Raw genomic sequence first — 14,609 nt, 5'->3', positions numbered from 1 at the left:
AAGAAAGATTTAACAACAAACGCTATTACTTGGAAAACAAGCTCGCATACATACGGCAGTGTACCAGTTCCAGTGGTGACAGGCTACTATGCGGATAAGGCGGAAGCTGGATTTAAGACAGTTACTCTTGATGAACCAGAGGTGACAGATAAGGTTATATACAAACCGTTGGGAAAAATTATTCAAGTAGATGAGAACTTTAACGTCATTCCTAACTCAAATTCAGTAACTTATGAGAACAATCCGTACAATCCAAGAGAGGCTGTAGAAACTGCTATTCCAGATGCTCCTGCAGGATATAAGATTAGAGAATTACAACCTCATGCATGGGGCTATAATATTGTTGACAAAACAATTGAACCCAATGATGAAAGTGATCCAGATCGTATCTCAAAAGATACTCCAATTGTTTATGTACCACTTACTTCTGACGTAACGAAATCAACCAAGCAAACGGTTGTTTTTGAAGGTGCAGGAGAAAAGACGCCAGCTACTAATATTAAAGATGATTATGTTTTCACAGGTAAGAAAGATTTAACAACAAACGCTATTACTTGGAAAACAAGCTCGCATACATACGGCAGTGTACCAGTTCCAGTGGTTCCAGGCTACATCGCAGATAAGTCTCAAGCTGGTCAACTAGAAGTTACCGTAGCGACTCCTAACGCGGAAGAGACTGTCAGCTACACACCGGTGGGAAGAATCATTTTTGTGGACGAAGCAGGGAATCAAATCGTTGGTACAAACGCTGTTCCGTATACCAACGCTCCAGATCCGACTAAGGTAGAGTCAACCACTCTACCAACGCTTCCAACAGGTTATGAGATTAAGTCTGGGCAAAACATTTCAGGTTTTAACTCAAGTAGTCTTCAAGTCCTTCCACCAGATGCGACAGCTGACACTAAGATTATCTTGGTTTCTAAGAAAGAGACTTTGAATCAGGGTACAAGTCAGACGGTTACCTTTGTTGGTGCAGGTGAAAAAACGCCAGCGACTAAGGTTCAAAATGATTTTGTCTTCACTGGGACAAAGGATATGGTTTCAGGTGTCAGCACTTGGGATGTGTCAAGTCATAGATACGGGAGTGTACCAGTTCCAGTGGTTCCAGGCTACATCGCAGATAAGTCTCAAGCTGGTCAACTAGAAGTTACCTTAGCGACTCCTAATGTGGAAGAGCTTGTCAGCTACACACCGGTGGGAAGAATCATTCTTGTGGACGAAGCGGGGAATCAAATTGTTGGCACAAACGCTGTTCCGTATACCAACGCTCTAGATCCGACTAAGATAATGTCAACCACTCTACCAACGCTACCAGCAGGTTATGAGATTAAGTATGGACAAAATATCTTGGGCCTTAACTCAAGTAGTCTTCAAGTCCTTCCACCAGATGCGACAGCTGACACTAAGATTATCTTGGTTTCTAAGAAAGAGACTTTGAGTCAGGTCACCAGTCAGACGGTTACCTTTATCGGGGCAGGTGAAAAAACGCCAGCTGCTAAGCTTCAAAATGATTTTGTCTTCACTGGAACAAAGGATATGGTTTCAGGTGTCAGCACTTGGGATATGTCAAGTCATACATACGGCAGTGTACCAGTTCCAGTGGTTCCAGGCTACATCGCCAATAAGTCTCAAGCTGGTCAACTAGAAGTTACCGTAGCGACTCCTAATGTCGCAGAGCTTGTCAGCTACACACCAGTGGGAAGAATCATTCTTGTGGATGAAGCGGGGAATCAAATCGTTGGTACAGACGCTGTTCCGTATACCAACGCTCTAGATCCAACTAAGGTAGAGTCAACCTCTCTACCAACGCTACCTACAGGTTACGAGATTAAGTCTGGCCAAAACATCTCAGGTTTTAACTCAAGTAATCTTCAAGTCCTTCCGCCAGATGCGACAGCTGACACTAAGATTATCTTGGTTTCTAAGAAAGAGTCTTTGACTCAGGGCACTAGTCAGACGGTTACCTTTATTGGTGCAGGTGAAAATACACCAGCTACTAAGGTTCAAAATGATTTTGTCTTCACAGGAACTAAGGATATGGTTTCAGGTCTTAGCACTTGGGATGTGTCAAGCCATAGATATGGCAGTGTGCCAGTTCCAGTGGTTCCAGGCTACATCGCCAATAAGTCTCAAGCTGGTCAACTAGAAGTTACCGTAGCGACTCCTAATGTCGCAGAGCTTGTCAGCTACACACCAGTGGGAAGAATCATTCTTGTGGATGAAGCGGGGAATCAAATCGTTGGTACAGACGCTGTTCCGTATACCAACGCTCTAGATCCAACTAAGGTAGAGTCAACCTCTCTACCAACGCTACCTACAGGTTACGAGATTAAGTCTGGCCAAAACATCTCAGGTTTTAACTCAAGTAATCTTCAAGTCCTTCCGCCAGATGCGACAGCTGACACTAAGATTATCTTGGTTTCTAAGAAAGAGTCTTTGACTCAGGGCACTAGTCAGACGGTTACCTTTATTGGTGCAGGTGAAAATACACCAGCTACTAAGGTTCAAAATGATTTTGTCTTCACAGGAACTAAGGATATGGTTTCAGGTCTTAGCACTTGGGATGTGTCAAGCCATAGATATGGCAGTGTGCCAGTTCCAGTAGTTCCAGGTTACATTGCAAATGTAGGACACGCGGGCTCTCTTCAAGTAACACCAGAAGCTCCTAACGCTGAGGAATTAGTTACATTTAAGCCGTTAGGAAAGATTATTGCAGTTGATACTGATGGTAAAGAAATTCAAGGTGTACCAACAATTCAATATCAGAATGATCCCGAAAATCCAACTAAGGCGGGCAAAACATCATCTCCACTTATCTCAGGGTATGAAACTGATGTTCTCAATATAACCCCAAGTAAGCCAGAAGAAGATACCCCAGTTGTTTATCGTAAAGCTATTCAAGAAGCGACTATCACTTATATTGACCAAACGACTGGTACAAGTCTTGAGAGTGATCATGTTACAGGTAAGTCAGGTGAAATTATTGAATATACTACAGCCGACAAGATTGCATTTTATGAAAGTCGTGGTTATGAATTGTTAACGGATGAGTTCCCAAAACAAGCATACTACGATACTGATACGTCTGTTACCCAAGCATGGAGGGTTACTTTGAAACATAAAACTGTAATAGTAGGTTCTAGGAATCCTCATGATGGTGATGCAATCAACCCAGATGATCCACTAAGTCCAAAATATCCAAGCAAAAATCAGTGGCAGAAAGATGTCACAGCGACAGTTCATTATATTGTATCAGATGGAAATGTTAAGGCGCCAAGCGACAAGGTTCAAGATGCACAATGGACACGCACCGTTACATATGATATGGTGACTGGTCAGGAACTTTCGTCAACAGCATGGAAAGCTAATAAAGCAACCTATGATGCAGTTGTGACTGAAGTTTTAGATGGCTATTACGCTGATAAAGCAAGTGTGTCATCTAAGAAAGTTATTCAAGAAAACCTTGAGGAAACGGTAATATACAAACCGCTCGGAAGCTTACTACTCAAATCAGCAGATTTGAACTTTCCAGAAGTTGCATCTGTAAAATATCCTAATAATCTAACAGACCCAACCAAATCAGGTCTACCAGTTGTTCCAGATATCCCAGGTTACAAACCCTACCTTCAGGACCCTAAGTATCCAAGTAAGTTAGGAAAAGCTATCCAGCCAGGTAGCACCATTATTCCTGAAAATTCAGGAGAGGATATCTCTATATACTATATAGCGGTAAGTCCAGATAAACCAAAATCTTCTATAAAACAAATGAGTAAGCCAAGCAAAACTCAGAAACCAGAACATCCTTCTATTGAAAAGAAATCAGTAGTATCTTCGCAACCAGAAGAAGTAAAACAAGTAAATGAAGCTTCGAGAATCGTTGTTAAGACAGCTTCTCAGACTTCTACTACAAAAGTAGCTTCATATAAAAAACAAGTAGTTCTTCCCAAAACTGGTGAAGAAACAGAGCAAACTGTCGAAGTAGCAGGCTTTTCTGCTCTGATTGTGGCTCTTGGTCTGGGAATTCAAGGTTATCGTCGTAAAAAAGAAGATTAATCTAATTGAGACGGACAAATCTCTTATTAGTTTTAAATAAAGTAAACCAGCAGTTCAATTTGAGTTGCTGGTTTCTTTTTGGGGAGAATGTTTGAGTTTAATATGTTACTCTGAAGTAATTATATGAGAATCGTTTGAATAGTTGTTATGATTCGTCAATGCTGTAATAGTAGGATAAAGTGAAGTTAATGCTCTGAAATAGGGTACAAATATGTGCGATAATAATTGTATTATTAGAGAATGTTCGGTTTTTTAATGTCATAGAGAAGTTCTAAAAAAGTTTTGGAATGGCGTTTCAATTAGAAAATAAAAGGATTAAATAATTATTTTTATATTGAGTGAAGTGTTAATAAATGGTGTTATATAAGGTGTTTTGTTGTTTTATTATCGATATTTCTGATTGTTTGTAGTTGAATAATCAGATAATTGAAAAATAAAATTAAAAAATTTTGACAAAAATCTTGACCGCTAATTGTCAGAATGTTAGAATATAGTATACTCACTTTTATAATTGGATTAATTTTATAAGTGTGTACCTATAACTAACTAACTTATTAGAGGAGGTCTTTTAATGAAAGACATTTTCAATAGACGCCAGCGCTTTTCATTGCGTAAATACTCGTTTGGTGTCGCTTCAGTCTTACTAGGGACAGCGCTCTTTGCTGCTCGTATTGCTCAGGCTGATGAAGTAACATCCCCAGAACCTTCATCTTCAACACCAAGCTCTACGGTAGCAGGTGAGAGCTCTGCCAATTTAGTTGAAACGCCTACAGCATCAACAGCTCAAGCAGATCCTACTGCAGCTGTATCTTCAACTGATGCAACTGCGTCAACATTTAACTTGACACCAGAAGCTTCAACAACAGATAAGGCTGCCGCAGAGACAACTGACAAACAAGCTACAGAAACTGCAAAACCAACTGAAAAAGCTGCTACAGAAACAGCTAAACCAGCTACAGCTGCATCTACAAATGCAGCTGGCAACAACGTTGAAACTACAGCTTCGGCTACAGCAGCTTCAAACGCTTCAACAACAGCAGCTTCAAATGCTTCAGCTACAGCAGCTCCAGTAGCTGGAAATACAGAAACAGCTGAAACAGCAGCAGAAGCTACAACTGCCCAACCAAATGTTGCTACACGTGCTAACGTAGCAAGCGCTGGTGTAGACGTTACTTCAGTTGCAATAGCGAATAATGAACGTAGTAATGCTGCTACTTTGGTTACAGAAGGTGGCCGTCGTCGTAATCGTCGTTCGGCAACAGACCCTGTATCAACTAGTCATACAGTAGGTTCAGCAGCTGCAACACCAGTGATGAGTGATCCAAATGGTGCAAAACTTAAGAATCGTCCACTTGTAGTCCCTACACCAAAAGATCCTACTGACCATGTTACTGCAGGAATCAACTACCAATTGAATCCGAGTGCATCTCAGTATACATATATTGTTACTGATTTGATGGGATTCAATACAGAGTATAATACTAAGTTCTATTATCGTATGTCTAAACCATATGATAACTCAACTAATGTAACAATAGAATTGGTTGATGGTGCTACAAACACTGTTAAAGAAACAAAACAAATTAGTGGTGCAGGAACAGTGAATCTTGGTCAGGCTACTCTAGCACCTATTTCAGGCAATAAACAGGCTTATATTGAATTCCGATTTGAAAATGTTAAAGATGCTGATAAGACAGATCGTCCAGCTCTCCGTGCAACATGGAAATTCAACGGTTCTGCTAATGATTTCGATGGTCAACGTACTGCGATTCAAATTTATGATGTAGTTAACACAGCCAACGAAGGAACGACTATAACTGATCCTCAATATTACATCCCACGTCTAACTACTAAGACGACTTACTATAAAGTTGTTGATAAAAATTCATCAACTTATGATCCAAATCGCTTGGTTGGAAACTTTGTCTCAAATGGCAGTAGTTATGTGATGAATTCTTCTACGGCAGGTGACTACAAGCTGGTAAATGACGCTGGAACTCCACAAGTTGATGCACAAACATATCGTGCAACAGGCTCTGAAGAGAGTCTTGGTTCATTTACACTTACTGGTATGGAAGGGCAAGATTTCCATGCTTCAGCTCTTCGTGCTTTTGATGGGTATAAGCTATATCAAACAGCAGATTCACGCTCGCTTGTAGATGTTCTAAAAAAACCTTACGAAGTTGGCCAACGTTGGTTTGACGTTGCCAATGCTGAAGGTGGTGTAAAACGTATTAAAGAAGTTGTAGGCGAAGATGGTACTGTCCGTATTGAAATGTGGGCAATCAAATCTGACAGTCTAAATAAAATTTCTAAAGATTTAAACACTGATGGCTATGTTAAGGTTTATGAAACAGTAATTCGTCCTGGAAGTAACAATAAAATTGACCACCCAGAAGACTTCGGTAAGTATCCTGAAATCGATGATGCTGGATGGAATAAAGATAATAATAAGCCAGTTAGAGATGGTTTGAAACCAGAATTACGTGATAAGCTTGTTGTTGGAAAACCATTTGCTATTTTCTCGGATAAACAAAATACAAACTATCTTGGTGATTTGGAATATGGTAAACCTAACGTAGCTGATTTTATCTATAAACGTCCAAACGGGACATTTTATAAAATGTCCTGGGGAGGGGAAGCAGCTAATAATACTATAGAGTATACAATTACTGAGGTGAGTGCCTCAGAAGCTGCTGGCTATCAACCACGTTATTCAGCTGCGGGTGAATTTTATGCGAACCGTGGCGCTACTGGAGCTGCATATGCTATTAATGGCGTTCCAGTTTCTTCAGGTAACGTTTTCCGTTTGGAAAATAAATTGACGCCCAACTATGAAACGGTCTACTACTATGTTAAAGGTGAAGCTACTAAGGTAACTCCTGAATTTACTAAGGTTCTCGAAGATAAAAATGTAGAGAATAAGCGAACACTTAATGATAATGACTTCAGCTTTAAACTTGTTGAATTGAAAACTGATGATTCAGGTGAAGAACTTGAAGGTGGTCATACTGAAACCGTCACAAATAAATCTGGCAAGGTAACTTTTAGTGATATTAACTTTACTAAAGTTGGAACTTACAAATATAAAGTAACAGAAGTTGCTGGAGAAGATAAAAATGTTGACTACGATGCCATGGAAACTATCATGACTGTAGTTGTTACTGAAAAAAACCAAGCAGGTGATTTAAAAGCTACTGTTACTTACAGCTCTTCTAAAGGTGAAACATCTTCAACAACTGATACAGAGTTCAACAACGTTGTCGTAGCTCCAGTTAAAGTGAAATTTGACTTCACTAAGAAATTGGCTGGACGTGAACTTAAAGATGGCGAATTCAGGTTCATCCTTAAAGATGCAAACGGTCAAGAAGTTGAAACTGTAGCTAACAAAAAAGATGGAACTGTAACATTTACAGAAATTTCATTTGATAATACTAAAGTAGGTACTCACACTTATACTGTAGAAGAAGTTATCCCTGCAGCTAAAGAAGTAGGTATGACGTATGACACTATGAAGGCAACGATCACTGTTGAAGTTGCTAAGAATGGTCACACCTTGACTACTGTAACAAACGTAACATCAACTGGCGGTGTCAATGCTGATGGAACATCAACAGAAGGAACTGATGATAAAGAATTCAACAACAAAATCACTCCTCCTGAAACACCTGAATTCCAACCTGAAAAATTTGTTCTTAACAAAGAGAAATTTGACATTACAGGATCAAAACTTGTAGATGATGACGATGAGTTGACCGATGAGTACACTGCTACAAATGCAAATCCATACGCAGATGGAACTTCAAATAACGAAGCAGAAAATATCAATACGAAGTCAGTTGAACGTGGTGAAAAGATCTACTACCAAGTATGGTTGGATACTAAGAACTTCACTGACAGAAACAACATCCAATCTGTTGGTATCTCTGATACTTATGATGCAGATAAATTAACTGTCAACGCTGCTGATATTAAAGCTTATGACAGTGAAAGTGGTGCTGACGTAACTGATAAGTTTGACATCAAGGTTGAAAATGGCGTCATTACAGCAACATCTAAAGCTTCTATGAACAAATCTTTAGGTGATGCTGATAACACTCAAGTTGTCGACACAACTAAATTTGCATTTGGTCGCTACTACAAATTCGATATTCCAGCAACAGTTAAAGCTGACGTTGCAGGTGGCGTAGACATCGAAAACAAAGCGAACCAAATCGTTCACGTTTACAACCCAGTAAGTAAATCTGTAGAAACTCCAGAAAAACCAACTCAAAAACGTGTGAACAGCGTACCTATCTCAGTAGACTTCAACTTCACTAAACGCTTGGAAGGTCGTGAATTGAAAGCTAACGAATTCAGCTTCGAGTTGAAAGATAGCGACAATGTTGTGATTGCAACTGCAACCAACGACGCAGCTGGTAACATCACATTCTCTCCAGTAGAGTACACAAATAAAGCTGGTAAAAAAGTTACAGCCCTTAAATACACGAAGGGTCAAGAAGGTACTTACACTTACACAGTAGAAGAAGTAGCTGGAACAGACGCAACCGTTACATACGATACAATGAAAGCGAATGTAACTGTTACTGTTTCTCACGATGGAACAGCTAAAGTATTGGTTGCTAACGTAACTGAACCGGCTGATAAAGAGTTCAACAACGTTGTAACTCCACCAACAGAGCCTAAGTTCCAACCAGAGAAATATGTTGTTTCTGAAGAGAAATTCGATATCACTGGTGACAAGCTCGTTGATGATGATAAAGAGTTGACTGATAAATATGGAGAAACAAATACTAATCCATATGCGGACGATGCATCAAACAACGAAACTCAAAACTTGAATACTAAGTCAGTTGAACGTGGCGACAAGTTGGTTTACCAAGTATGGTTGGATACAACTAAATTCTCAGCAACTAACAAAGAAAACGTTCAATCAGTAGGAATCTCAGATGACTACGATGAAACTAAGTTAGATCTTGATGCAACTAAGATCAAAGCTTACGATTCAGTAACAGGTGATGATGTTACAGCTAAATTCGATATCACAGTTGAAGGTGGCGTGATTACTGCAACCCTTAAAGCTGGCTTCACTAAGTCACTTGGCGATGCAGAAAACACTCAAGTTATCGACACAACTAAATTCGCCTTCGGACGTTACTACAAGTTCGACATCCCAACAACAGTTAAAGCTGATGTTAAAGGCGGAGTAGATATCGAAAATACAGCGGCTCAAGTAGTTAACTACTACAACCCAACAACTAAGAAAGTTGAAAAACCAAACAAACCAACTGAAAAACGTGTTAACAACGTACCAGTTGAAGTGGAATTCAACTTCACTAAACGTTTGGAAGGCCGTGAGCTTAAAGCTAACGAATTCAGCTTCGTACTTAAAGATTCAGAAGGTAAGACTCTTGAAACTGTAAGCAACGATGCATCAGGTAACGTTAAGTTCTCAGCTATCTCATTCAAGAAAGGCCAAGAAGGCGTACACAACTACACAGTAGAAGAAGTTAAAGGCTCAGACGCAACCGTTACATACGACACAATGAAAGCGAATGTAACAGTCACAGTTAAACACGATGGTACTGCTAAAGTTCTTATCGCGACTGTAGGCGACATTGCGGATAAAGAATTTAACAACCGTGTAACTCCTCCAGAAGAACCTAAGTTCCAACCAGAGAAATACGTTCTTAGCGATGGTAACGGTAAGTTCGATATTACTGGTACTAAACTTCTTGATGATGATGCAGAGTTGGCTGACAAGTACGCAGACACAAATGCGAACCCATATGCGGATTCTTCAGATGGTAAGAAACTTTCAAATGGTGAAATCGTAGGTAAAAACGAAGCAGAAAACATCAATACTAAAGCTGTTAAACGTGGCGAAACTATCAACTACCAAGTATGGCTTGATACAAATCAATTTGATGCAAACAACAAGGATAACATCCAAACTGTTGGTATCACTGATGATTATGATGAAGCTAAATTGGAAGTTAAAGCCTCAGACATTAAGGCTTACGATGGTAAGACTGGTGCTGATGTTACTGACAAGTTCGACATCTCTATCGCTAACGGCGTGATTACTGCTAACCTTAAAGCTGGCTTCACTAAGTCACTTGGCGATGCGGAAAACACTCAAATTATCGATACTACTAAGTTCGAATTTGGACGTTACTACAAGTTTGTCATCCCAGCTAAGGTTACTGACGGTGCTTACGATGGTGCTGAAATTGAAAATACAGCAGCTCAAGTAGTAAACTACTACAACCCAACTACTAAGACTGTTGAAAAACCAAACAAACCAACTGAAAAACGTGTTAACAACGTTCCAACTGCTATCGAGTTGATCTTCGGTAAGACACTTAACGGACGTAAGTTGCAAGATAAAGAATTTACTTTCGAATTGAAAGATGAAAAAGGTAATGTTCTTGAAACAGTTAAGAATGATGCCGAAGGTAAAGTTAAATTCTCTACTATCAACTATGCTAAAGCAGATCTCGGTAAGACATTCAACTACACAGTAGAAGAAGTTAAAGGAACTGATACAACTGTTACTTACGATAACATGAAAGTCAATGTTACTGTTCAAGTTATCCAACCTTCAGTAGGAGATCAATTGTCAACAGTTATCTCTTACGCTACAGTAGGTGGAGATGCTTATGGTGGTGACGATCGTGTCTTCGATAACGAGGTTACTCCTAACTTCAAACCAGAGAAATATGTTGTTTCAGAACCAAGCTTCGACATCATTGGTAACAAACTTGCTGATGACGACGATTCAGCTGATAAAGTTGAAATCCAAAACTTGAATGGTAAGACCCTCAAACGTGGTCAAAAGATCTACTATCAAGTATGGCTTGATACTCGTGACTTCACAGCAGAAAGCAATCTTCAAACAGTTGGTATCACAGATAACTACGAAGAAGATAAGCTTGACATCAACGCTGCTGATATCAAGGTTTACGATGGTATCACTGGTGCTGATGTTACTGACAAGTTCGATATCAAAGTTGAAAACGGTGTTCTCTACGGTACATCTAAAGCAAGCTTGACTAAAGCTATTAGTGCAACAGATGCTACTCCAGTCATCGATACAACTAAATTTGAGTTTGGCCGTTACTATAAATTTGATATCCCAGCTGTTGTTAAAGATATTGATTCTAACGACGGTGTAGATATTGAAAATACAGCCAACCAAACAATTCACCAATACAACCCATTCAATAAGAAAGTTACAACTCCTGAAAAACCAACTCAAACACGTGAAAACAACGTTCCAGTTCCACTCGAGTTCAACTATACTAAACGACTTGAAGGACGTGAGTTGACTGCAGGTGAGTTCAGCTTCGTATTGAAAGACAAAGATAACAAGATTCTTCAAACAGTAACCAACGATAAAGATGGTCACATCAAGTTTGAAAAACTCTTGTTCAACAAAGATGATCTTGGTAAGACATTTACTTACACAGTTGAAGAAGTAGCTGGTAAAGATGCTTCAATCACTTACGATGCTATGAAAGCTACTGTGACAGTGGAAGTTACTAAGGAAGGCAAAGTTCTCACAACTGTCGTTAACCATGCTTCAACAGGCGGATTCGCTTCAAGTGCTAACGATAAAGAGTTCAACAACAAAGTTCGCCCACCAGAAACACCTAAGTTCCAACCAGAGAAATACGTTGTTTCTGAAGAGAAATTCGATATCACTGGTGACAAACTCGTTGATGATGATAAAGAGTTGGCAGACAAGTACGCAGACACAAATGCGAACCCATATGCGGACGATGCATCAAACAACGAAAAACAAAACTTAAATACTAAGTCTGTTAAACGTGGTGAAAAACTTGTTTACCAAGTATGGCTCGATACAACTAAATTCGACGCTAACAACAAGGATTACATCCAAACAGTTGGTATCTCTGATGACTACGATGAAACTAAATTGGATCTTGATGCTTCAGCTATTAAAGCTTACGATTCAGTAACAGGTGAAGATGTAACAGCTAAATTCGACATCAAAGTTGAAAATGGTATGATTACTGCTAACCTTAAAGATGGCTTCACTAAGTCACTTGGAGATGATGCAAATACTCAAATCATCGACACAACTAAGTTTGCCTTTGGTCGTTACTATAAATTCGATATCCCAACCACTGTTAAAGACTCTGTTCCTGGCGGTGTAGATATTGAAAATACAGCTGGACAAGTAGTTCACTTCTACAACCCACAAACTAAGAAGACAGAAATTCCTACTAAACCAACTGAAAAACGTGTAAACAGCGTTCCAATCTCAGTTGAATTCAACTTCACTAAGAAACTTGAAGGCCGTGAGCTTAAAGCTAACGAATTCAGCTTCCAATTGAAGGATGAAGCAGGAAATGTCATCGAAACTGTTAAGAACGATGCTTCAGGTAACGTTAAGTTCAAAGCTATTGAGTACAAGAAAGGCCAAGAAGGTACTTACAAGTACACAGTAGAAGAAGTTAAAGGTACTGATGGCACAGTTCAATACGACGGTATGAAAGCTGTTGTTACAGTTGAAGTTAAACATGATGGAACAGCTAAAGCACTTATCACTAACGTGACAGATGCTGCTGATAAAGAGTTCAACAACAAAGTAACTCCTCCAGATACTCCAGACTTCAACCCAGAGAAATACATCCTTAACGAATCTAAATTCGATCTTACAGGAGTTAAACTTCTCGATGACGATAGCGAATTGAAAGATAAGGTTGCAGACACTAATGCAAATCCTTACGCTGATAAGACTGATAACAACGAAGCTCAAAATATCAATACTAAGACACTCAAGAAAGGTGATAAAGTATACTACCAAGTATGGTTGGATACAACTAAATTCACTGAAGCTCACAATATCCAATCTGTAGGTGTTACAGATAAATATGACAGCGAAAACTTGACTGTTAACGTTAAAGATATTAAAGCATACGACTCTGTAACAGGAGAAGATGTGACAGCTAAGTTCGATATCACTCTCGTTAACGGTGTAATCACTGCAACATCTAAAGCTGACCTTACTAAGTCACTTGGCGATGCAGAAAATACACAAGTTATCGACACAACTAAGTTCGCCTTCGGACGTTACTACAAGTTTGAAATCCCAGCAGAAATTAAACAATCTGCTAAGGGCGGTGTTGACATCGAAAATACAGCCTCACAAATCGTTCACCAATACGATCCACAAAGTAAGACTGTTAAGAAACCTGAAAAACCAACAGAAAAACGTGTAGTTAACATCCCAGTTGAAGTTGAATTTAACTTCACTAAGAAACTTGAAGGACGTGAACTTAAAGCCAACGAATTCAGCTTCGTTCTTAAAGATAAAGATGGAAACATCCTTCAAACAGTTAAGAACGACGCTGCAGGTAACGTTAAATTTGCTGCTCTTGAATTCAAGAAAGGCCAAGAAGGTACTCACAACTACACTGTAGAAGAAGTTAAAGGTACTGACGGAACTGTTTCTTACGATTCAATGAAAGCTCTTGTTACTGTTGAAGTATCACATGATGGTAAAGCGAAAGCTCTTATCACTAAAGTGAACGACCCAGCAGACAAAGAATTTAACAACACTGTTCGTCCACCAGAAAAACCTAAGTTCCAACCAGAGAAATACGTTGTTTCTAAAGAGAAATTCGATATCACTGGTATGAAACTTGTTGACGATGATGCTGAGTTGAAAGATAAAGTAGGCGATACTAACAAGGATCCTTACGCTGACAGCACAGCTAACAACGAAGCTGAAAATATCAATACTAAGACACTCAAGAAAGGTGATAAGTTTGTCTACCAAGTATGGCTCGACACAACTAACTTCACTGACGCTCACAATATCCAATCTGTAGGTGTTACAGATAAATATGACAGCGAAAACTTGACTGTTAACGTTAAAGATATTAAAGCATACGACTCTGTAACAGGAGAAGATGTGACAGCTAAGTTCGATATCCAAATCGTTGACGGTGTGATTACTGCAACATCTAAAGCTGACCTTACTAAGTCACTTGGCGATGCAGAAAACACACAAGTGATCGATACTGCCAAATTGGCATTCGGACGCTACTACAAGTTCGATATTCCTGCAACTATCAAAGGCACTGCTAAAGATGGTGTAGACATCGAAAATACTGCGTCACAAATCGTTCACCAATACGACCCAACTAAGAAATCTGTTGAAAAACCAGAAAAACCAACAGAAAAACGTGTAGTCAATATCCCAACTAAGGTTGAGTTTGAATTCACTAAGAAACTTGAAGGTCGTGAACTTAAACCTGGTGAGTTTAGCTTCGTACTTAAAGATAGCAAGGGTAATGTGATCGAAACTGTAAGCAATGATGCTAACGGTAAGATCAAGTTCTCAGCTCTTGAGTACAAACGTGGTGAAGAAGGTACTCACGTCTACACAGTAGAAGAAGTACAAGGTAACGATGCAACTGTTGCCTACGATAAGATGGTAGCTACAGTCGTTGTTTCAGTAACTAAAGACGGTAAAGTCTTGACAGTAACTTCTCAATTGCCAGAAGATACTGAGTTCAACA

General features: G+C 39.4%; 2 protein-coding genes. Both read left to right on the top strand.

All coding sequences use genetic code 11. The features are described 5' to 3' along the window. On the top strand, nt 1-4,053 hold a 4,053-nt coding region (locus tag H7T93_RS08245), incomplete at its 5' end, for a mucin-binding protein (protein ID WP_415926369.1). Between the two features lie 571 nt (nt 4,054-4,624). Beyond that, on the top strand, nt 4,625-14,609 hold a 9,985-nt coding region (locus H7T93_RS08240), incomplete at its 3' end, for an SspB-related isopeptide-forming adhesin (RefSeq protein WP_201041780.1).

This window comes from Streptococcus sp. 9.1 (assembly GCF_016648815.1).
GTDB classification, from domain to species: domain Bacteria; phylum Bacillota; class Bacilli; order Lactobacillales; family Streptococcaceae; genus Streptococcus; species Streptococcus salivarius_E.
This window is presented reverse-complemented; position numbering and strand designations above follow the sequence as displayed.